Origin of the sequence: Mesorhizobium sp. C120A, assembly GCF_030323105.1 — a bacterium.
GTDB lineage: Bacteria > Pseudomonadota > Alphaproteobacteria > Rhizobiales > Rhizobiaceae > Mesorhizobium.
In genome coordinates this window covers 543,166-563,388 of record NZ_CP100476.1, presented here as the reverse complement: position 1 = coordinate 563,388, position 20,223 = coordinate 543,166, and the positions used below count along the sequence as shown (strand labels likewise).

Annotated in this window: 19 protein-coding genes; 10 read left to right on the top strand and 9 right to left on the bottom strand. The window is 64.5% G+C overall.

Annotated elements, in window-relative coordinates; genetic code table 11:
- Window positions 1–9 precede the first annotated feature (9 nt).
- The 3 genes from rpmI to infC form a co-directional block, all read right to left on the bottom strand.
- Window positions 10–213, bottom strand: coding sequence for a 50S ribosomal protein L35 (rpmI, locus tag NL532_RS02690; protein WP_006201248.1), 204 nt, complete (start codon window positions 211–213; stop codon window positions 10–12).
- Window positions 214–472: 259 nt separating this feature from the next.
- Window positions 473–1,111, bottom strand: a complete 639-nt coding sequence (locus tag NL532_RS02685) for a methyltransferase family protein (protein WP_023805790.1) — start codon at window positions 1,109–1,111, stop codon at window positions 473–475.
- A gap of 131 nt (window positions 1,112–1,242) precedes the next feature.
- On the bottom strand, window positions 1,243–1,779 hold the full coding sequence (gene infC, locus NL532_RS02680; RefSeq protein WP_023744911.1) for a translation initiation factor IF-3: 537 nt from the start codon (window positions 1,777–1,779) through the stop codon (window positions 1,243–1,245).
- Window positions 1,780–2,025: 246 nt separating this feature from the next.
- Here infC and NL532_RS02675 point away from each other — a divergent pair, with 246 nt between their 5' ends.
- The 4 genes from NL532_RS02675 to NL532_RS02660 all read left to right on the top strand — a co-directional run bounded on the left by NL532_RS02675 (window position 2,026) and on the right by NL532_RS02660 (window position 5,505).
- Window positions 2,026–2,796 carry an alpha/beta hydrolase gene (locus tag NL532_RS02675; protein WP_023828828.1) on the top strand — a complete coding sequence of 257 codons (771 nt, stop codon included), beginning with the start codon at window positions 2,026–2,028 and terminating at the stop codon, window positions 2,794–2,796.
- A 6-nt stretch (window positions 2,797–2,802) separates the two neighbouring features.
- Window positions 2,803–3,945, top strand: coding sequence for a benzoate/H(+) symporter BenE family transporter (locus NL532_RS02670; protein WP_023814513.1), 1,143 nt, complete (start codon window positions 2,803–2,805; stop codon window positions 3,943–3,945).
- A 117-nt stretch (window positions 3,946–4,062) separates the two neighbouring features.
- On the top strand, window positions 4,063–4,548 hold the full coding sequence (locus NL532_RS02665; protein ID WP_023672286.1) for a DUF2852 domain-containing protein: 486 nt from the start codon (window positions 4,063–4,065) through the stop codon (window positions 4,546–4,548).
- A gap of 198 nt (window positions 4,549–4,746) precedes the next feature.
- Complete coding sequence (locus NL532_RS02660) at window positions 4,747–5,505, top strand: M48 family metallopeptidase (RefSeq protein ID WP_023672287.1); 759 nt, start codon at window positions 4,747–4,749, stop codon at window positions 5,503–5,505.
- Window positions 5,506–5,523: 18 nt separating this feature from the next.
- Here NL532_RS02660 and NL532_RS02655 read toward each other — a convergent pair whose 3' ends face one another.
- Complete coding sequence (locus NL532_RS02655; protein WP_023672288.1) at window positions 5,524–5,742, bottom strand: hypothetical protein; 219 nt, start codon at window positions 5,740–5,742, stop codon at window positions 5,524–5,526.
- Window positions 5,743–5,851: 109 nt separating this feature from the next.
- Here NL532_RS02655 and NL532_RS02650 point away from each other — a divergent pair, with 109 nt between their 5' ends.
- The 6 genes from NL532_RS02650 to NL532_RS02625 all read left to right on the top strand — a co-directional run bounded on the left by NL532_RS02650 (window position 5,852) and on the right by NL532_RS02625 (window position 11,555).
- Window positions 5,852–6,511, top strand: a complete 660-nt coding sequence (locus NL532_RS02650; protein ID WP_023681392.1) for a phosphoribosylanthranilate isomerase — start codon at window positions 5,852–5,854, stop codon at window positions 6,509–6,511.
- Between the two features lie 90 nt (window positions 6,512–6,601).
- Window positions 6,602–7,852: a tryptophan synthase subunit beta gene (gene trpB, locus NL532_RS02645; RefSeq protein WP_023681393.1), complete on the top strand. Its 1,251-nt coding sequence runs from the start codon at window positions 6,602–6,604 to the stop codon at window positions 7,850–7,852.
- Window positions 7,853–7,854: 2 nt separating this feature from the next.
- Window positions 7,855–8,694 (top strand): tryptophan synthase subunit alpha, encoded by an 840-nt coding sequence (gene trpA / locus NL532_RS02640; RefSeq protein ID WP_023693067.1) that lies wholly within the window; start codon window positions 7,855–7,857, stop codon window positions 8,692–8,694.
- 101 nt (window positions 8,695–8,795) lie between these two features.
- Window positions 8,796–9,722 carry an acetyl-CoA carboxylase, carboxyltransferase subunit beta gene (gene accD / locus NL532_RS02635; protein ID WP_023687437.1) on the top strand — a complete coding sequence of 309 codons (927 nt, stop codon included), beginning with the start codon at window positions 8,796–8,798 and terminating at the stop codon, window positions 9,720–9,722.
- A gap of 62 nt (window positions 9,723–9,784) precedes the next feature.
- Window positions 9,785–11,110 (top strand): bifunctional folylpolyglutamate synthase/dihydrofolate synthase, encoded by a 1,326-nt coding sequence (locus NL532_RS02630; protein ID WP_023696004.1) that lies wholly within the window; start codon window positions 9,785–9,787, stop codon window positions 11,108–11,110.
- A gap of 25 nt (window positions 11,111–11,135) precedes the next feature.
- On the top strand, window positions 11,136–11,555 hold the full coding sequence (locus tag NL532_RS02625) for a VOC family protein (RefSeq protein WP_023681395.1): 420 nt from the start codon (window positions 11,136–11,138) through the stop codon (window positions 11,553–11,555).
- A 438-nt stretch (window positions 11,556–11,993) separates the two neighbouring features.
- Here NL532_RS02625 and NL532_RS02620 read toward each other — a convergent pair whose 3' ends face one another.
- The 5 genes from NL532_RS02620 to NL532_RS02600 form a co-directional block, all read right to left on the bottom strand.
- On the bottom strand, window positions 11,994–12,275 hold the full coding sequence (locus tag NL532_RS02620) for a cupin domain-containing protein (protein WP_023681396.1): 282 nt from the start codon (window positions 12,273–12,275) through the stop codon (window positions 11,994–11,996).
- Window positions 12,276–12,465: 190 nt separating this feature from the next.
- Window positions 12,466–12,789 (bottom strand): thioredoxin, encoded by a 324-nt coding sequence (gene trxA, locus NL532_RS02615; protein WP_023672297.1) that lies wholly within the window; start codon window positions 12,787–12,789, stop codon window positions 12,466–12,468.
- 72 nt (window positions 12,790–12,861) lie between these two features.
- Entirely contained in the window at window positions 12,862–16,380 is a 3,519-nt protein-coding gene (gene addA, locus NL532_RS02610) for a double-strand break repair helicase AddA (RefSeq protein WP_023828826.1), read from the bottom strand.
- A complete protein-coding gene (gene addB, locus NL532_RS02605) occupies window positions 16,377–19,514 on the bottom strand; it encodes a double-strand break repair protein AddB (protein WP_023828825.1) in 3,138 nt (1,045 codons plus the stop codon). The genes addA and addB overlap by 4 nt, the downstream gene beginning before the upstream one ends.
- A complete protein-coding gene (locus tag NL532_RS02600; RefSeq protein ID WP_031195822.1) occupies window positions 19,511–20,215 on the bottom strand; it encodes a nucleotidyltransferase family protein in 705 nt (234 codons plus the stop codon). The genes addB and NL532_RS02600 overlap by 4 nt, the downstream gene beginning before the upstream one ends.
- Window positions 20,216–20,223 lie beyond the last annotated feature (8 nt).

Below are 20,223 nucleotides of genomic sequence, written 5' to 3'. Positions count from 1 at the left end.
ACCGAATGCTCAGAGGCCGTTCGGCAGAAAATTCTTGATGACCTTCTTGCCATCCGGTTCAGCCAGAACCATCGTGCCGCGGGCATTTCGAATGAACTTGTTGGAACGCTTGATCATGCCGTGACGCTTGCCGGCCGCAGCCGACAGGACTTTACCCGTACCTGTGATCTTGAACCGCTTCTTGGCGGCCGATTTGGTCTTCATCTTGGGCATTTTGCTACTCCGTCTTGGTGGCGCACAATCGCGCTTCTTGTTCGCTTCGGGCGGACCAAAAGCCCGAAAAGCAAATGAAACCGCCACGGCATGCCCTGCCGGGCGGTTTTCTTGGAACGGCGGTCCTATACGTCAAAGCGGGCTGGCGCGCAACACCCGAAGGGCTGCGACGCTCTGTCTTAATTCAGGGTGCAAGGCTGGGCTCCGATAGGTGGGTTGAGATTCAGGTCAGGCCGGCCTCACCTGAATATCGGCCTACCTAGGGCAGCCTGAACAGCACCGGGAGTATACCCGATTGCTGGGCGCCATCGATGGTCTCGAACACCGGCAACGCCACCAGAAACACCAGCCCGTCGAGCAAGGTGGTCAGCAAGAGGCGCGGCTTGAAGCTGCCGGTGTCGCCTTCCTGGTAGAGCGACAGCTGGGGGAAGAAACGCGGCACCCGCGCCAGATAAGCCTTGTAGGGGGCGCCGAGCAATTCCTTGAGGTACCGCTCTTCCCGCAGGATGACGATGTGGAAGGCGCCGGCGCACAAAAGCGCAAACAGGACGATGCCGGAGAACGAGCCGATCTGCGCCCCGACGCCGGCGGCGGCAACGGTCGAGAACACGTAGAGAGGATTGCGGGTGATCGAATAGGGCCCGCCGGTGACCACTTCGGAGGATTTGCGCCCGCCGATATAGAGTGTCGACCACAAGCGGCCGACGACGCCAAGGAAGATCAGCAGCACGCCGACCATCTCGATCGTTTCATGCACCGGGGTATCGGGCGGGAAGGTCGACTGGCCGAACAGCAGTGCCGCAAAGAGCACCACCACCAGCACCGCAAGCACCATGCGGCGCATGTGCTGGTAGCCGCCCAGCTCCTTGATGGGCGCAGGGTTGATTTCATTGGCCATGTCGGGAATCCGATCGTCGAAAAACTTGCCGGCGATCGCGGCGTCTGGACAGGAGAATAGGCGTCCCGCCGATCGCCGGGACGCCATGAGACAGGATTCAGGCGGATTTAGAGCGCAACGCCCGAACTGATCTAGCGCGGGGCCAGCACCATCATCATCTGGCGGCCTTCCAGCTTCGGCTCGGCTTCGACCTTGGCGATGGTAGCCGTCTCCTCGCGCACCTTGTTCAGGAGCTGCATGCCGAGTTCCATATGCGCCATCTCGCGGCCGCGGAAGCGCAGCGTCAGCTTGACCTTGTCACCTTCCTCGAAGAAGCGCCGCACGGCCTTCATCTTGGTTTCGTAGTCATGGCTGTCGATGTTCGGGCGCATCTTGATCTCCTTGATCTCGATGACCTTCTGGTTCTTGCGCGCCTCGGCCGCCTTCTTCTGGTTGGCGTATTTCAATTTGCCGAGATCGAGAATTTTGACGACAGGCGGCACCGCATTGGGCGAGATCTCGACCAGATCGAGCCCTGCCTCTTCGGCGAGCAGCAATGCGTCGTTGATGGAAATATCGCCGCGGTTCTGGCCATCGGCGTCGATCAGCTGGACCCGGGGCACCCGGATATCACGGTTGGAGCGCGGGCCATCTTTGGTGGGCGCCGCTGCTTTGAAAGGTCTGCGAATGGTCGTGGTCTCCTTGGCCGTTTCGTTCAGGGTTTCAATCTAGAATGTTCAGGACGCGCCAATGTGGTGAGCGCGCGGGCGGAGTCAATAGCACAGCGCTGACAGAAAATCACCCTGATCGCAGGCCTGCACCAAACAAAGGATGTCGCGAGCACTTTCCGCCTCGCCTGTGCCTGTGTCAAAAGACCGGCGAGTAAAATCAGGCTCCCACAATCAGGCCCCCAGAACCAGGATTGATCCACAGCCATGACCGCGACCACCCAAACCCTGCTGGATGTCGACGGCATCGATATCGCGGTTCGCCATTCCTCGGGCGCAACGCCCGGCGTCGTCTGGCTCGGCGGCTACAAATCCGACATGCTGGGCACGAAGGCGCAAACGCTGTCGGATTGGGCGGCCAGGGAAGGCCGCGCATATCTGCGCCACGACTATTCCGGCCATGGCGAATCCGGCGGCGCCTTTGCCGACGGTACTATCTCGAAATGGCTTGGCGAGAGCCTCGCCGCCTTCCGGCATTTCACCGAGGGCAAGCAAATCCTGGTCGGCTCGTCGATGGGCGCCTGGATCGCGCTGCGCATGGTGCAGGAGCTGCGCAAGGCGGGCGACAGCAATGTGGTTGGCCTGGTGCTGCTCGCGCCGGCGCCGGATTTCACCGCCGAGCTGGTCGAGCCGGCTCTGACGGAGGCACAGAGGCGCGAACTTCGGGAGAAAGGCTTTTTCGAAGAACCTTCGGACTATTCCGCCGAGCCTTACATCTACACAAGCGCGCTGATCGAGGACGGCAGGGCGAACCGGGTCATGACCGGGCCGATCGATACCCATTGCCCCGTCCACATCCTGCAGGGCCTGGCCGATGCCGATGTGCCGGCAAGCCATGCGCTGAAGCTGGTCTCGCTGCTGCCGGCCGACGACGTCACCTTGTCGCTCATTCCCGACGGCGACCACCGCCTGTCGCGGCCGCAGGATCTCGACATGCTGCTGAGGGCGGTGGGCGACATGGTTCAGCGGGCGGGGTAGGCAAGAATGCGCATTTCCATCCCGATATCCGCCTTTGTCGCGGCAATCGTCGGCTTCGGCGGCACGCTGGCCGTCGTCATTGCCGCCGCCAAGGCGGTTGGCGCCACCCAGGCCGAGACCGCGAGCTGGGTGACGGCAGTGTGCGTGGCGATGGCGATCGAATGCCTGTGGCTGTCCTGGCGCACGAAAATGCCCATCATCACCGCCTGGTCGACACCAGGCCTGGCGCTGATGGCGGCATCGAGCGGCTTTACCATGGCCGATGCGGTCGGCGCCTTCATCGTCACCGGCTTGATGTTGATCGCCACCGGCCTGTTCAAGCCGCTGACCCAGCTTATATCAAGGATACCGACGTCGGTCGCGTCCGGCATGCTGGCCGGCATCGTCGTCACCTTCGCGCTCAATGCCGTCAAGACCATTCCGGTCGACCCCTGGCTGATCCTGCCGCTGATCGCGGCCTTCTTCGTCATTCGCCTGTTCAACCCGGCGCTGTCGGTGCTGGCGGTGCTGATCGGCGGCGGCATCGCCGCCTTCCTGACAGGCCGCGTCGGCGGACTGCCGGCGCCGGAACTGTCGACGCTGACGCTGATTGCTCCGCATTTCAGCGCCGCAGCTGTCATCGGCCTGGCGCTGCCGCTCTACCTCGTCACCATGGCGTCGCAGAACCTGTCGGGTCTCGCCGTCTTGCGCGCCGCCGGCTATCACCCCGAACCCGGCCCGCTGATCGGCGTCACCGGCCTGTTCTCGCTGCTGTCGGCGCCGTTTGGCGGCTCGACCACCAATCTGGCCGCGATCTCTGCGGCGATCTGCACCGGGCCGGACGTCCATCCCGACCCGGCCGAGCGCTGGAAGACCGGACCCTTCTATGCACTTGCCTATCTGATCTTCGCGGTTTTCGGCGCCTCGCTGGTGGCGATCTTCGCAGTGCTGCCGCAAAGCCTGATCGCGCTGGTGGCCGGCCTGGCGTTGATGGGGTCGCTGGCCAACGCGCTGGCGATCGCGCTCAAGGACGAGGACCAGCGCATGGCGGCTACTGTCACCTTCGTTGTCACCGCGTCGGGGCTGACTTTGTTCGGCGTTGGCGCCGCCTTCTGGGGCTTGGTCGCCGGCCTGGTCGTGCTTTTCCTCGAAGCGGTCAAAAAGCGATAATCAATTCAGGACCTTGTCCGGTTTTGGCGGACGTTGTCTTGAATCGCCGTTTTTCTCATCCCATTTCGAATCCACGCAGCCGCTCTTGGCTGTCTCCAACCGAAGGAATGGGAGAAAATGAACACATCCGCATTGATCCGCCCGGCCTGGACGCCGGCGACCATCGCGCTGATGGTGATCGGCTTCATGGTGTTCTGGCCGCTTGGCTTCGCCATGCTCGCCTACATCATCTGGGGCGACCGGCTTGACGGCTTCAAGCGCGACGTCAACCGGGCCACCGACGGCATCTTCGCCGGCTGCCGTCGCGGTTCCGACAAGGCCGCGCGCTGGGGCCACGGTTCGGCCCGCACCGGCAATGTCGCTTTCGACGACTGGCGCGAGAAGGAACTCGAACGCCTCGCCGAAGAGCGTCGCAAGCTCGATGAGATGCTGAGCGAGTTCGATGAGTACGCCCGCGAATTGCGCCGCGCCAAGGACCAGGACGAGTTCGACCGCTTCATGGCCAACCGCAACAAGTCGACAGCGCCTGCAAAGACAGGCTCGGCCGAAACGGCCAAGCCCGCGACGCCCAAGCGCAAGGGCCCGAACCTGCTTGACGACTGAGGCTGCGCGCATGACCCCGAAAATCGAAACCGATTTTCGGAAAGGTTCATGCGCCGAATTAGAGTGCTACAGCGTCCTTTGCGCGTCAGAGACGCGCGGCGCTCTAAGACAGGCCTTGGCATGATGGACGGCGTCGCGCGAGCGGCGCCGTTTCTTTTTTGTTCTGGTCGTTTTCCTCGAATCGCGTATCGTTCAGCCATGTCCTTCGGCTTTTTCCGCAACCTGACCAAACCAAAACCCTCGCCTGTCGAAGAGCGAGAGCACGTCGTTGCCGGCCGCACACTGCCGCTCAGGATCGTCGAGAGCGCCCGCGCACGGCGGCTGACGCTGCGCATCGATTCGGGCGGCCAGGGGCTGCGCATCACCGTGCCGCCGGGCTTGCGCCGCGGCGAGGTGGAGAAATTCCTTCACCGCCACCAGGACTGGCTGGAGCAGCGTCTGGCCAAGGTGCCGACACGGCCGCAAGTGCGCCCCGGCATCAAGATCCCGATACGCGGCGTCGCGCATCGCATCGTCCACGAACCGTCGAAACGCGGCACCGTCACCGTGTCGCGCGACGAGCGCGGTCCGCTGCTGATCGTCCATGGCGAGCGGATACATTTGCCGCGCCGCATCGCCGATTTCCTCAGGCGTGAGGCCAAGAAGGACATCGAGAAGCTGGTGGTCAAGCATACCGAGGCCATCGGCAAGCGCGCCAAGGCGATCCGCTTCAAGGACACGTCGAGCCGCTGGGGCTCCTGCACTTCCGACGGCAATTTGTCCTTCTCATGGCGCATCATGATGGCGCCGACGCCGGTGATAAACTACTTGGTCGCGCATGAGGTGGCGCATCTCAAGGAGATGAACCACGGCCCGAAATTCTGGAAACTGTGCGAGCAGCTCTGCCCCGACACCGACCGCTGCAAGGACTGGCTGAAGCGGAATGGTGGGGCATTGCAGGCGATTGTGTTCGATTAGCCTGCGCCAGCGCCGCGCTCAATCATCATTGGCCGCATTAAGCTCTTCAGGCCGCAGCCCTTCGTCGCCATGGCGCGGCCATGGCAGGAAATTCTGCTCGAACGCATCGCTGCCGAAATAATCCAGGACCCGGTGCGCTTCTGCCCCGTCGAAGGCGGCCTTTTGCATCAGATGGGCGATGACGTCGCGGGCTTGCGCAATCTTCTGCCTGAGTTCGGCTATGCTCTGGTCGGCCATTCGTCTGCTCCGCCTTGCTTCTCCCATCAATAGGTAGCGCCTTTGGCGTTGCCGGCAAACAGCATGCTTTTTCTCGACTCTTGGCCGGTTTCGTGCCAAGCCCCGCGCCATGGCGCTCGATATCAAGATCTGTGGATTGAAGACCGATGAGGCAATGGCCGCGGCCCTGGCCGGCGGCGCCAGCCATGTCGGCTTCATCTTCTTTGCTAAAAGCCCGCGCTATGTCGAGCCTGCGGCAGCCGGCCGCCTGCGCGAGGCGGCAATCGGCAAGGCCAGGGCGGTCGCCGTGACGGTCGATGCCGATGACGCGTTCCTGGATGAGATCGTCGCCAAAATGCGCCCCGACATGCTGCAGTTGCACGGCACGGAGACGCCCGAGCGGGTGGCCGAGGTGAAAGCTCGCTACGGCCTGCCTGTCATGAAGGTGTTCTCCGTCAGTGAGGTAGCCGATCTCGAGCGGCTAAAGCCGTTCATCGGCGTTGCCGATCGCTTCATGTTCGATGCCAAGCCACCAAAGGGCTCGCAACTTCCGGGCGGCAATGGCGTCGCCTTTGACTGGCGCATCCTGGCCGGCCTTGACGCCGGGCTCGATTACATGCTTTCCGGTGGGCTCAACGCCGCCAATATCGGCGACGCCCTGATATCAGCCAATCCGCCCGCGATAGACATTTCGTCGGGGGTGGAAAGCGGCCCGGGCGTCAAGGATCCGGCGCTGATCGAGCAGTTCTTCCGGGCCGTCAGGGCCGCGCGCGACGACCGCGCTGCCTGAGGCACTTCTTTCGAACCCGAGCATGTTCCGGAGAAGTGGGAACCGGTTTTCCGATAAGACATGCTCAGAACCAAGACCAGGAGATCGGCGATGAACAAGCCGGCGACACCCAATTCCTTCCGCACGGGACCCGACGAACAGGGCATGTTCGGCATCTTCGGGGGCCGCTTCGTGGCCGAGACGCTGATGCCGCTGATCCTCGACCTGGAGCGGCACTGGAACGAGGTCAAGAACGATCCGGACTTCAAGGCCGAACTGACCGACCTGTCGACCCATTATGCCGGTCGGCCATCAAAGCTGTATTTCGCCGAAGGGCTCACAAAACACCTTCGTGAGGTTTCCTCGGCGAAGGGCCTCGGGGGCGGCGCCAAAGTCTACTTCAAGCGCGAGGATTTGAACCACACCGGTTCGCACAAGATCAACAACTGCCTCGGCCAGATCCTGCTGGCCAAGCGCATGGGCAAGAAGCGCATCATCGCCGAGACGGGCGCTGGTCAGCACGGCGTTGCCGCGGCCACGGTCGCGGCGCGCTTCGGCTTTCCCTGCGTCGTTTATATGGGCGCCACCGATGTCGCCCGCCAAAGCCCCAACGTCTTCCGCATGAAGCTGCTCGGCGCCGAAGTGCGGCCGGTGACCGCCGGTCACGGCACGCTGAAGGACGCCATGAACGAAGCGTTGCGCGACTGGGTCACCAATGTCGAGGACACTTATTACCTGATCGGCACTGCCGCCGGCCCGCATCCCTATCCGGAGCTGGTGCGCGACTTCCAGTCGGTGATCGGCATCGAGGCGCGCGCCCAGATCCTCGAACAGGAAGGCCGGCTACCCGACACCATCATCGCGGCTGTCGGCGGCGGCTCGAACGCCATCGGCCTGTTCCATCCGTTCCTGGATGACAAAGAAGTCCGCATCATCGGCATCGAAGCCGGCGGCCGCGGCCTTGACGGCATCGAGCATTGCGCCTCGATGAATGCCGGCGCGCCCGGCGTGCTGCACGGCAACCGCACCTATCTCTTGCAGAACGCCGACGGCCAGATCCTCGACGGCCATTCGATCTCAGCCGGCCTCGACTATCCCGGCGTCGGCCCCGAACATTCCTGGCTGCGCGATTCCGGCCGCGTCGAATATGTGCCGATCCTCGACGACGAGGCGCTGGAAGCCTTCAAGCTGACGACGCGCGTCGAAGGCATCATCCCGGCGCTGGAATCCGCCCACGCCATCGCGCATGCGGTGAAGATCGTGCCTGATATGGACAAGGACCAGATCGTCATCGTCAACCTGTCGGGACGCGGCGACAAGGATGTGCACACAGTGGCCTCGATGCTGGGCATGGAGATCTGATCATGGTGACCCGCATCGACCGCCGCATGGCAAAACTGAAAGCCGAGGGCCGCCCGGCGCTCGTCACCTATTTCATGAGCGGCGACCCCGACTATGACACCGCTTTGTCGATCATGAAGGCGCTGCCCAAGGCCGGCGCCGACATCATTGAAATGGGCATGCCGTTTTCCGATCCGATGGCCGATGGACCGGCGATCCAGGCCGCTGGCCTGCGGGCGCTGAAAGGTGGCCAGACCCTGGTCAAGACGCTGAAGACGGCGGCTGATTTCCGCGCCACCGACAATGAAACGCCGATCGTGCTGATGGGCTACTACAACCCGATCTACATCTACGGTGTCGATCGCTTCCTCAAGGACGCCATCGCCAGCGGCATTGACGGGCTGATCGTCGTCGACCTGCCACCGGAGATGGACGAAGAACTCTGCATTCCGGCGCTGAAGGCCGGCATCAACTTCATCCGCCTGGCGACGCCGACCACCGACGACAAGCGCCTGCCCAAGGTGCTGCAGAATACGTCGGGCTTCGTCTATTACGTGTCGATGACCGGCATCACCGGCTCGGCTTTGGCCGACACCGGCAAGGTTGCCGCCGCGGTCAAGCGCATCAAGGGCCACACCAATCTGCCGGTCTGCGTCGGCTTCGGCGTCAAGACCGCCGAGCAGGCGCGCATTATCGGCGCCAATGCCGATGGCGTCGTCGTCGGCACCGCGATCGTCAACGCGGTCGCCAATGTGTTGGGACCGAAGGGCGAGAAGACCGCCGACCCGGCCGAGGCCGTCGCCACCCTGGTCAGCGGACTGTCTCAGGGCGTGCGTTCGGCCCGCCTTGCTGCTGCCGAATAGTTTCCCTACTTAGGCCTTGTGCAAGTCGTTATCCCAAAACCGGTTCCCACTTTTGGGCGACATGCACGAACCAACTCTTCGTCAGGACAGGAGCCGAAGCGATGAACTGGATCACCAATTACGTTCGCCCGAGGATCAATTCGATGCTCGGCCGGCGCACCGACATGCCCGAGAATCTCTGGATCAAGGATCCCGAGACCGGCGAGATGGTGTTTCACAAGGACCTGGAATCCAACCAGTTCGTCATCCCGTCATCGGGCCATCACATGAAGATTTCGGCCAAGGAACGGCTGAAATTCTTCCTCGACGACGGCAAATACGAGCAGCTTGAGAACCCCAAGGTCATGCAGGACCCGCTCAAGTTCCGCGACGAGAAGCGCTACACGGACCGGCTGAAGGACGCCAAGGCCAAGACCGGCCTGGAAGACGCCATCATCAATGCGCTGGGCACGGTCGAGGGCCTGCCGGTTGTAGTGACGGTGCAGGATTTCGCCTTCATGGGCGGCTCGCTCGGCATGGCCGCGGGTGACGCCATTGTGCACGGTTTCGAGGTCGCCTTGCAGCGCAAGCGGCCGCTGATCCTGTTTGCCGCCTCCGGTGGCGCGCGTATGCAGGAAGGCATCTTGTCGCTGATGCAGTTGCCGCGCACCACGATCGGCGTCGATCGGCTGAAGGAAGCCGGCCTCCCATACATCGTCGTCTTGACCAACCCGACCACCGGCGGCGTCACCGCCTCCTACGCCATGCTGGGCGACGTGCATATCGCCGAGCCCGGCGCGCTGATCGGCTTCGCCGGCCCGCGCGTCATCGAGCAGACTATCCGGGAGAAACTGCCGGACGGTTTCCAGCGCTCCGAATATCTGATGGAGCACGGCATGGTCGATATGGTGGTGTCGCGGCTGGAACTGCGCGAGACGATTTCACGGCTGTTGAAAATCCTGCTCAAACTGCCGCAGGAGCAAAAGCCGCTGGAGCCGGAAATCCTGCCGCCGTCGGTCATCCCGACGGAAGCCCGCCCGCAGGCCTGACGCGACATTTCTGGCCGCAAACTGCGATTGCGTGCACCTGCGCGCATGCGTAGGGTTCGCTCATGACAACGCTTGCCGCAGATCGTGAAATCGAAGCCCTGATGGCGCTGCATCCGAAAGGCTTCGACCTTTCGCTCGACCGCATCACAAGGCTGCTCGAACGCCTCGGCAATCCGCAGGAGCGGCTGCCGCCGGTCATCCATATCGCCGGCACCAACGGTAAGGGCTCGTGCGCGGCCTTTTCGCGCGCGCTGCTGGAAGCCGGCGGCCACCTTGTCCATGTCCACACTTCGCCGCATCTGGTGAACTGGGCCGAGCGCTACCGACTGGCGGCCGAGGGCGGCGGCCGGCTGGTCGACGACGAGACCTTCGCCGAGGCCATCGCCCGCGTCGCCCGGGCCAATCAAGGCCAGAAGATCACCGTCTTCGAAATCCTAACCGCCGTCACCTTCATCCTGTTTTCCGAACATCCGGCTGCCGCCGCCATCATCGAGGTCGGCCTTGGCGGCCGCTTCGACGCCACCAATGTCGTTGCCCGGCCGGCGGTGTCGGTGATCATGCCGGTGTCGATGGATCACGAAGCCTATCTCGGCGACCGGGTCGAACTGATCGCCGCCGAAAAGGCCGGCATCATGAAGCGCGGCTGCCCGGTGGTCATCGGCGCGCAGGAGAGCGAGACGGCGCTGCAAGTGCTGATCGAAACCGCCGAGCGGCTGGATTGCCCGACCTTCGTCTACGGCCAGGATTTTCTCGCCTTCGAGGAAAACGGCCGCATGGTCTATCAGGATGAGGACGGGCTGATGGACCTGCCGCCACCGCGCCTGCCCGGGCGCCACCAGTTCGCCAATGCGGCGGCAGCGATTGCCGCCGTCAAGGCCGCCGGTTTCGAAATCAGTCATCGCGCCACTGAGAAGGCGATGGCGAGCGTCGCATGGCCGGGCCGCATGCAGAAACTGGTACAGGGCCGGCTGATGGAGCTGGCGCCCAAGGGCGCCGACATCTGGCTCGACGGCGGCCACAATCCGGGCGCCGGCATGGTCATTGCCGAGGCGCTGGCCGAGCAGGAGGAAAAGAACCCGCGGCCGCTGTTTCTGATCTCCGGCATGATCAACACCAAGGACCAGAGCGGCTACTTCCACGCCTTCAAGGGCCTGGCACGGCATGTCTACACCGTGCCGGTGAGCAGGAGCGATGCCGGCGTGCCGAATGACGAGCTGGCGGTGCGGGCGACCGAAGCCGGCCTCACCGCTGAACCGGTTAGTTCCGTCGCCAGCGCGCTGATGCTGTTGCGCGACACCTGGGATGGGCCGGCGCCGCGCATCCTGATCGGCGGTTCCTTGTATCTTGCCGGCGCGGTGCTGGCCGAGAACGGCACGCCGCCGACCTGAAGCTATTCACTGCGAGGAGCCGAACATGATCAAGGTCAAGCAGCTCGCCCATGTCTGCATCTTTGCGCACGACCTCGAAGCGACGCGAAGCTTCTACCGCGACGTGCTTGGCCTCGACACGCAGTTCAATTTCCTGCGCGACGACAAGGTCTTCGGCTTCTACCTCAATTGCGGCGGCCGCAGCCATGTCGAGGTGTTCCAGAAGGACGGCACTGCATACAGCGAGCAGAACCAGATTAACCATTTCTGCCTGGAAGTCGAAGATCTCGACGCGGCGATCGCCCATATCAAATCGAAGGGCATCGACGTCACCGCCAAGAAGCATGCCTGCGACGACACGTTTCAGGCCTGGATCCGCGACCCCAACGGCGTGAAGATCGAGCTGTTCGAATACACCGCAAAAAGCGCGCAATTCACCGGCGGGGATCGCATCGCCGACTGGTAGTATTTTGGCCCGGGGAATCTATCGGGCGGTTGCCCCTCGGGCAGAAGCCCCGATATGCTTGGCGAAGCATGGAGGCAAGCTCGAATGGTTGTGAAGTGTCTTGTTACCGTCGACAACGACCCGCCGGAGGAGCTGATATTTGAATATGCTCCGCGGGTCGGCGATCATGTGATGTTACCGGGAGCCATCGAGCCACCGCACCCAATTGTTCGAGTGGCCCACAGACCGACGCGCCCCAATGATGCATCCGGCCAGCCCAGTGTCGCGTATTTCGTAAGCCGAGAGACGTTTCTCTATCGTGTGTATACGGGCGCTATAGAGGGATATGGGCAGGTCCTGAAGCCCGCGACCGGACGGAAGCCCGGCAAGCCTAGGCAGGCCAAAAAAACCGTGGCTCAAACTAAATAGACATCGGCGGCCGCGGCACCAGTCTGAGGCCTATTTCAGCTCGATCTCGATGAAGGCGTATTCGCCGTCATTGGCGCTGATGACGTCGTGCTCGACGCCTTCCTTGCGGAAGTAGGGCGCGCCCTTCTTCATTTCAGCAAAACTCTCGCCGTCCTTGGTCACCAGCTTCACCTTGCCGTCCATCAGCGGCACCACGACGTAGTCATGGCCATGCCGGTGCCAGCCGGTGTTGTCGCCGGGCTGGAAGCGGTATTCGGTGACGATGACGCGCTCATTGTCGATGAAGACGGTGGCCTTGGCGGATCCGGTCATTCTGTTTCTCCCTGTCCTGCCTCAAGCAGATGACATGGAGTGCGCCGATGCGAGGGCCAGAGGCGGCCGGGCGATGACGCCAAAGAAAAAGCCCGGCGCGAGGGCCGGGCTTCGATCTCGGGAACTAATGCAGGTCGCCCAAAAGTGGTCCCGGTTTTGGGAGGACGACATGCATCAAAACAAAGCCAGATCAGGCGAGGCTGCCATTGATCCAGTGCGACAGCGCGGTCTTCGGCGCGGCGCCGACCTTCATGTCGGCGACTTCGCCGCCCTTGAAGATCATCAGCGTCGGGATCGAGCGCACGCCGAACTGGGCGGCAAGCTCGGGGTTCTCGTCGATGTTCAGCTTGGCGATCTTGATCTTGTCGCCGAGTTCGTTGGCGATCTCTTCCAGCGACGGACCGATCATCTTGCAGGGGCCGCACCATTCGGCCCAGAAATCCACGACGACGGGCTGCGAGGCGTTGAGCACATCGGCCTGGAAATTGCTCTTGTCGACCTTGACGGTGGCCATGCGAAATCCTTTCGAAATTTATCTCGCACCAAATGTGGTGGTTGAGCAGCCCTTCTTCAAGCAGAACTTGTGTCACGCTCCCGTGAGTCGGGCAAGGGCGTCATCCATCGCTTGCACCGGCAGTTCGATAAGCCTCGGTGCCTCGGTGAACAGCAGTGCTGCCGTCACCGCGCGGCCGGGGTAAAGCGGCTGGAGCAGCGCGCGGTAGAGCGCCAGCTGCAGGATATAGGCCGGCGGCACCTGGGCCAGGCCTGCGGGCGCCGGCCGGTTGGTCTTGTAGTCGACGATCGATACGCGCCCGGGCGTCACCGCCAGCCGGTCGATCTTGCCGGAGATCGAGCGCAGCCTGCCCTTGACCTCAAGGCTGCCCATCACAGCAACTTCGGCGCGGGACGACGGCGAAAACAGCCCGGCAAAACGCGAATCTCTGAGGATCGCCATCACCGAAGCCAGCGCCTTGTTGCGCTCGGCCTCCGGCCAGTCGGCGCCGGCTCGAATGAGATACTGCGCCGCCGCGCCTTGCCGTTCGTCTTCGGCAAAACCGGGCAGCATCTGCAGCAGCTTGTGCAGCGCCAGCCCGCGCATCACCGCAAAGCCCGGCTCCGCCTCGCTGTCCAGCACCGGCGAGCGGGTATCGACAACAGCTTCCTTGGCCTCGTCGATCAGCGCCGACGCGCCGGAAGGCGACAGCGGGCGCGGCAGCTCCTCATAAGGCGGCAAGGGCCGGAACAAGCCCACCGGCAGCGGCGGCACCTGTTGCGGCAGCCGCGACTCGTCGGCTGCCGCTTGCGCCACCGGCGGAAGCTTGGTCATGACGAAACGGTGCACCGGCTCGCTGCTGGCGGGGTGGCGGCGCTCCGTGCTTTCCGGCGCGGCAAGCAGCGCACGGCTGACAATCGAATGCCAGGTGCCGGTGCTGGGCTGACGCTTGCCGTGATAGCCGCAGACGATCAGCCGGTCCTCGGCGCGCGTCATGCCGACATAGAGCAGCCGCCGGTATTCGTCGTCGGCAAGCTCCCGCGCCCTGGCCGAGGCCGCCTTGGAGAAGCCGTTGGCGACATCGGCGGCCGAGCGCCAGAGATAGCCCTTGCCGTCGAAATTGCGGCCCGAAGCGTCGAACGGCATGAGCCGCGGCAGATGCTGGTCGCTGAACGGCGCCGAACCGCCATCGACCAGGAAGACAACAGGCGCTTCCAGGCCCTTGGCGGCATGCACGGTCATGACGCGGACCTCGTCGCGCGTCTGGTCCATCTCGCGCTTGATCTCCGGGCCGGTGTTTTCCAGCGTCGCCAGGAAAGCCTCCAGCCCCGGCAAGCCGGTGCGTTCTTCGGCCAGACAGAAACTCAGGAACTCGTCGAGAATATCGCCGGCTTCCGGTCCAAGCCGGGCGATCATCTTCTTGCGCAGGCCGTCGCGCGCCAGCACCCCGGCGTAGAATTCGAACACCGGCCGGAACGCCGCCTCGTTGGCCCAGCCGTCGAGCCGGGCAACGACATCGGTCAGCGCGGTATTGTCGCCAGCATGCTGGCGTAATGAGGCGATCAGCGATGTTCCGGCTGGCCGTCCGGCGCCAAGCGTAAAAAGCGTCTCCTCCGACACGTCGAAAACCGGGCTGCGCAGCACGGCGGCGAGCGACAGGTCATCCTGCGGCTGGATGAGGAAATGGCCGAGTGCGATCAGGTCCTTGACCGCGATGTGGCCGGGCAGGCTCAGCCGGTCGGCGCCGGCGACGGGAATATCGCGGTCCTTCAGCGCGCGCGACAGCGCATGGACGAAGCGGTCGCGCTTGCGCACCAGCACAAGAATGTCGCCGGCCCTCAGCCTGCGTCCCTTGCCCTCGATGATCTCGCGGTCCTTGAGCCAGGTCTGGATGGTCGCAGCCACGTGCTCGGCCACCCGCACAGCCGGCGCGCTGGCATGATTGACCGGCAACGTCCAGTCGTCGGGCTCCTCGACGGCGTCAGCGCCGAGCGACGGCCAGACCTCGACATAGCCAGGCGCGTCGTTGCGGATCGCCTTGTGGTCGAGCGGATCGGGGTCGTGGCTGATGCCGCGCCGCACGCCCGGATCGGCAAAGACGCGGTCGACGGCGGCAAGCACGTCGTCGGTCGACCGGAACGACCAGGTCAGTTTCAGGTCGGCAAACGAAGCATTGGCTGCGTTCACGCGTCCGGAAAACAAGAGCCGGCTGTCGGCAAAGGAATCCGGTGCGGCACCCTGGAAGGAATAGATCGACTGCTTTTCGTCGCCGACGGCAAACACCGTGCGATTGGCCGTGCCGCGCTGGCCGTGGCCGGCAAAGAACTCCTCCGCCAGCCGCTTCACCACCTCCCATTGGTCGGGGCTGGTGTCCTGCGCCTCGTCGAGCAGGATGTGGTCGATGCCTTGGTCGAGCTTGTACTGCACCCAGGGGCCGGCATCGGGCCGCGCCAGAAGGTTGACGGTGCGGGTGATGAGGTCGTTGAAATCGAGAAAGCCGCGGCTGCGCTTCAGGCGCTCGTACCGCACGATCAGCCAGTCGGCTATGGTCAACGCCGCGACCGTGCCTTCCAGCATCCGGAACAGCGCCAGCCGGTCGGAGACGTCTGTTATCGACTTGACGGCCGCCAGATAGCGCTCGGGAAGGTCGGGCAGCCGGTCGAGCAGCGCCTTCTTGAATGCCTTTGCCGGATCATAGGGGTCGCCATCGGCCTTGAGGAAGGCTTTGCCGAGCATCTGCAGCCGGCGGATCGGGTCCGTCTCGGCAAAGGCCAAGCGGGCATAGGGCAAGAGATTGTTGAGCACGGTGCGGGCGTCGGCAGCTTCCGCGGCACTGGCGAACGCGGCAAAGAAATCCGGCGGGAAACCAGGCAGCGGCCACACCGATGCCGCTATGTCTTCGGCGCTCTGCCCGGGGCGGAAATGGAATTCGTCGAACAGGGCCTGAAAGCCGGCGCCGTCGCGCCGGACCGCATCGATGAAGCCGCGCAGCCCGTCGCGCTTGCGCACGATTTCGGCGAGCAGCGCATCGAGCCCGTGTTCTCCGCCGCGCTCCAGCACGGTGGCAAAGGCCTCGGCCAGTCCGGCGTCTCCGGCTGACGTGCCCGAAATCATGTCGCGGCGGGCGCCAGCAAACAGCGAGGCCTCCATCTGCGGATCGAGCATTTCGAAATGCGCCGGGATGTTGGCCTCCAGCGGAAACTGGTGCAGCACCGATTCGCAGAAGGCGTGGATGGTCTGGATCTTCAGCCCGCCCGGCGTTTCCAGCGCTTCGGCAAACAGCCGGCGCGCCCGCCGCATCGTGTCGCGGTCGGGTCGGCGGCCGTCCACCGCCTCAATCTTTGTGGCAAGCTCGGCATCGCCGAGCGCCGTCCATTCCGAGAGGGTCGAGAACACGCGGTTCGACATGTTGGCGGCGGCCGCCCGCGTATAGGTCAGGCACAGGATCTTCGACGGATCGGTGCCGTTGAGCAGCAGCCGGATGACGCGCTGGGCCAGCACATGCGTCTTGCCCGAGCCGGCATTGGCGGACACCCAGGCCGAGTTCTTCGGGTCGGAGGCGCGCGCCTGGCTGGCGGCGGTTTCGCTGGGGATGGGATAGGCTTTTTTCATGCCTCCCCCGCCTCGTCATCGCTGTCGCCACCGGCCGACCATTCGAGCACGCGCGCCAGATGGTCGTAATCGCCATCGCTCTCGCCCTCGCGAAAAGGCAGCGCCCGCGACAGATAGCCGGTCGTCGGATCGGCATAGTGGACCAGCAGCTTTTCCAACCGCGCCCAAGCCTCCTCGGCGAGGTCTTCGGCGGTCCGAGGCTGGCGGTTGTAGTCGAGGATGGATTCCTCGAACACTTCGCCATTCGGCTTCAGCCGCACGAATGCGAGCTGGGAGGGCTCGCGCGCGCCAAGCCCCTTGAAGGCGCCGCGCCGGAGCAGCGCCCCTTCGAGCGCCAGCTGTGGCGCCAGCAGCGTGTGGGCCTGCGCCTTGGACGGGGACGAGCCGGTCTTGTAGTCGAGAATGTCGGCCATGCCACCGGCCAAAAGGTCGACGCGGTCGGCATAGCCGGACAGCGTCACGCCGGTGCGGCCGACAGCGGTCTTTTCGGCGCGCTCCTCGGCATGCCGCCGGGCGACGGCGGGAGCGCGGCCGCGCTCCCATTCGATGATGTTGGCGGCGAGCTTTTCGAAGCGCGGCCACCACACAGCCTCGACATCGGCGGGCAGGGCGATCTCGGCAAAGCAGGTCCGGCCGGCGGCGATAAGGCGCTCCAGGGCTTCCGGCGCGCGCGGGTCCGCAACCTCTGTCGAGAACAGATGCAGGATGTCATGAAACAGCGTGCCGCGCTCGGCCGCGCCGGGATCGCGGATCACCGGTTCGAGCGGCAGAAGGCTCAGAATACGCCTTGCATAGACCGCATAGGGGTCGCGTCGCAACGTCTCGATCTCGGTCACCGAGAAGTGGGTGGGCCGCATGCTCAGCGGCGGTTTCGGCTGCGGTCGCGGCGCGAAATGCTGCCGCTCGCCGGCATCGAGCGCGCGCGCCCAGGCAAGCAATTCGTCGCCGCGTCCGCGCAGTGCGGCTGCAGGATCCTTGCCGATGAAGGTGAGGATGCGCTGCAGCCAGCGCGAAGGCACCGCCGGTGCGTCGCCGGCGCGGGCGGAGCGCGTCAGCACCACCTTTTTCGCCCCCATCGCCATCTGGAAGTCGTGGGCGGCAAGGCCGATGCGCCGCTCCGGCGGCTCGAGATCGATGCCGGTCTTCATCAACCGCGACATGAAGCGATCGCTTTCCGGCTTGCGTGGCCACACGCCTTCGTTCAGCCCGCCAATGACAAGCGTGTCGACGCTCTGCAGCCGTGCCTCCAGCGCGCCCCATATCGCGATGTTGCGGTCTGTGCCTTGCCCCGGCTTGACCGTTTCCGGTGCTACCAGCGCGTCCATCACATCAGGCCATTCGTCGGCCGGGAAGTCGAACGATGCAGACGCGGCGACCACACCGCGCAGCAGCTCGGCGAGTTTCTCGCCGGCGTCGCCGGCATAAAATTCAGCCAGGCTGCCCTCCGCCGTGCGGCCGAGATTTTCCAGCGCGGCGACGCTCGCTCTGGTCAACGCGACGAGATCGGCATTCTCTTCACCGCGAAAGGCAGTCAGCGGCGCCAGCGCCGCCACAAGCCGGCTCATCATATCGCGGGCATCGTCGATGCCGCGCACGCTCAGGCGCGAAAACCAGAAGGGCTGGCGCTTGTCCCCGCTCAGCCCGGCGAGACGCTCCTCGAACAGTGCTGGCAAGGCGGCGATGTCGGGGCGTCCGGTGCCGCCGCGCAGCGCCACGAGTTCGATGAGCTCGGCGGCATGGCGCACGCCGGTGCGCTCAAGTCCGAGCCCGAGCAGCGGATGCTTGAGCAGCGACAAAAGGCCGACGGGATCGCCGGGCCGGAATACCGCTTGAAGTGTGAGCCGCAGCAGGCTGGCTGCAGGCGTGTTGGCGAGCGGCGTGCCGCCGGAATCGTCAGCGATCACACCGAAGCGCAACAGCTCGGCCGAGACGCGCCGCGCCAGCCCGCGGTCGCCGGTAACGAGCGCTGCCCTGTGCCCCGGCTGTTCCACGGCGGTTTTCAGCGCGATGGCGATCGCCGCCGCCTCGTCGCGTTCGTTGGCGGCTTCGACCAGCGTCACATCGGCGAAGGCCTCGGCGATATCCAGGGCGTTGAAGCGTATGCGGGTCTCGGCCCATAGTTCCGTGGTCTCGGCCGGACGCAGCGCCTCGCCGACAAGGGCCGCGCGGAGCACCAGTGCGGGCTCGGCGGCGACCACTTCCTCGACATCGCCACGCAGCACGCCAACCTTGCCGATCAGCTTGGCCATGCCGTATTGCGGGTGGCCGAGCAGTGCCGGCCGCGCACCGGGCGCCGCAATCGCGGCAAAAGACGGTTCGTCCAGCATCCCATCGAGCCCGGGCAGCACCACGGCGCCGTTAGGCAGGCTGGCGACCGTGGCAAGCAGTTCAGCCGTGGCCGGAATAGAGCCCGTCGAGCCGGCGGCGATCACCGGGCCTTTGGGCGGGTTGCGTTCCAGCCGCTTCGCCTCGCGCCGGATCAGCGCATTGCGGTGCGCGGCCGGGTTGGAGCGGTCGCGCTCCTCCAGCAATTTCGGCCAGGCCTCGGTGACGATACGGAGGAAATCGAGCGTCACAAGCCACCATCCGGCAAGATTGCCGGTGACCAGATCGGCAAGCCTGCTCCAGTCCGTGCCTTCGGTTTCGATCTCGTCCATCAGCCGGGCGAGGTCACGCGCTAGCCAGATCGCATCGGCGGCGGAGGCCGGCACGACAATCTCTTCGTTGAACATATCAAGGACATGCGCCGGCAAGGTGCGCTTCCAGGCCCGCACCAGCGGCGCCAGCAGCAGCAGGCGTTCGATGGCTGCGATCGGCGGCGCCATTTCAAGCTCGGTCGGCGTGCCGGCGTCGAAGGCGGCTTCGTCCTCGTCGAACTCTCCGAGCGGGCGGATGACCGGCAGGATCGCCGAACGGCGGCTCCCTCCCGGTCCCGAAAGCGCGTCGACAAAAGCGCCGCGCAGCGCACGGGCCGCGCGCCGTGTCGGCACATAGATGGTGACATCAGCCAGCGCCAGCGGATCGCCGTCGAACCGGAAGCCGGGCACCAGCCGTCCGGCCAGCAAGGCCTCGGCCAGAGTCGGCAGGAATGGCGCTCCGGGCGGGATCGAAAGAACGCGGCGCGCGCCGCTCATACCACCTTCGCGAGAGCGTCGGCGACCGCCGCTTCCGCCTGCGGAATGGCGTCGGGAGTGCCGACGGTGATCCAGCTTCCGCGCATCTGCATGCCGAACAGACGGCCAGAGGCGATTGCCTTGTCGAAATAGATGTTGAGCGAATGCGCCCCGGCCGGCGCATCCCTGAAGATGGCGGGATTGACGATTGCCGCTCCGGCATAGATCAACCCGGCCGGATCGCCTTTCGAGCGCCGCAGGCCGCCATCCGGCGCCATCAGGAAATCCGTGCCGACACCGTGTCCGGTGGCCGAGTCGAGATCGGTAAGCATCAGCAGAATATCCATTTTCGCGCCGTCCCATGCAAGGGCAAGGCGCTCGAGGCTGGGCTGCCCGCTGTCGATCCAGAACGTATCGGCGTTGATGATGTAGAAGGGGTCGCTGCCCAGCAGCGGCAATGCCTTGACGATGCCACCCGCCGAATTCAGCAGTGCGTCGCGCTCGTCGGAAATGACGATCTTTGGCGCCCGCCTGTGGGCTATATGGGCGACGATCTGGTCCGGCAGATAGTGCACGTTGACGATGGCTTTCTCGACGCCGGCCGCTTCGAGACTGTCCAGCCCCCAGTCGAGCAAGGTCCTGCCGGCGATCCGCACCAGCGGCTTCGGCATGGTGTCGGTGATCGGCTGCATGCGCTTGCCAAGACCCGCCGCCAGCACCATCGCTGTGG

Coding starts and splice junctions, on each gene's coding strand:
- rpmI (WP_006201248.1), bottom strand. CDS start 213: ATGCCCAAGATGAAGACCAAATCGGCCGCCAAGAAGCGGTTCAAGATC.
- NL532_RS02685 (WP_023805790.1), bottom strand. CDS start 1,111: ATGGCCAATGAAATCAACCCTGCGCCCATCAAGGAGCTGGGCGGCTAC.
- NL532_RS02675 (WP_023828828.1), top strand. CDS start 2,026: ATGACCGCGACCACCCAAACCCTGCTGGATGTCGACGGCATCGATATC.
- NL532_RS02670 (WP_023814513.1), top strand. CDS start 2,803: ATGCGCATTTCCATCCCGATATCCGCCTTTGTCGCGGCAATCGTCGGC.
- NL532_RS02665 (WP_023672286.1), top strand. CDS start 4,063: ATGAACACATCCGCATTGATCCGCCCGGCCTGGACGCCGGCGACCATC.
- NL532_RS02660 (WP_023672287.1), top strand. CDS start 4,747: ATGTCCTTCGGCTTTTTCCGCAACCTGACCAAACCAAAACCCTCGCCT.
- NL532_RS02655 (WP_023672288.1), bottom strand. CDS start 5,742: ATGGCCGACCAGAGCATAGCCGAACTCAGGCAGAAGATTGCGCAAGCC.
- NL532_RS02650 (WP_023681392.1), top strand. CDS start 5,852: ATGGCGCTCGATATCAAGATCTGTGGATTGAAGACCGATGAGGCAATG.
- trpB (WP_023681393.1), top strand. CDS start 6,602: ATGAACAAGCCGGCGACACCCAATTCCTTCCGCACGGGACCCGACGAA.
- trpA (WP_023693067.1), top strand. CDS start 7,855: ATGGTGACCCGCATCGACCGCCGCATGGCAAAACTGAAAGCCGAGGGC.
- accD (WP_023687437.1), top strand. CDS start 8,796: ATGAACTGGATCACCAATTACGTTCGCCCGAGGATCAATTCGATGCTC.
- NL532_RS02630 (WP_023696004.1), top strand. CDS start 9,785: ATGACAACGCTTGCCGCAGATCGTGAAATCGAAGCCCTGATGGCGCTG.
- NL532_RS02625 (WP_023681395.1), top strand. CDS start 11,136: ATGATCAAGGTCAAGCAGCTCGCCCATGTCTGCATCTTTGCGCACGAC.
- NL532_RS02620 (WP_023681396.1), bottom strand. CDS start 12,275: ATGACCGGATCCGCCAAGGCCACCGTCTTCATCGACAATGAGCGCGTC.
- trxA (WP_023672297.1), bottom strand. CDS start 12,789: ATGGCCACCGTCAAGGTCGACAAGAGCAATTTCCAGGCCGATGTGCTC.
- addA (WP_023828826.1), bottom strand. CDS start 16,380: ATGAAAAAAGCCTATCCCATCCCCAGCGAAACCGCCGCCAGCCAGGCG.
- addB (WP_023828825.1), bottom strand. CDS start 19,514: ATGAGCGGCGCGCGCCGCGTTCTTTCGATCCCGCCCGGAGCGCCATTC.
- NL532_RS02600 (WP_031195822.1), bottom strand. CDS start 20,215: ATGGTGCTGGCGGCGGGTCTTGGCAAGCGCATGCAGCCGATCACCGAC.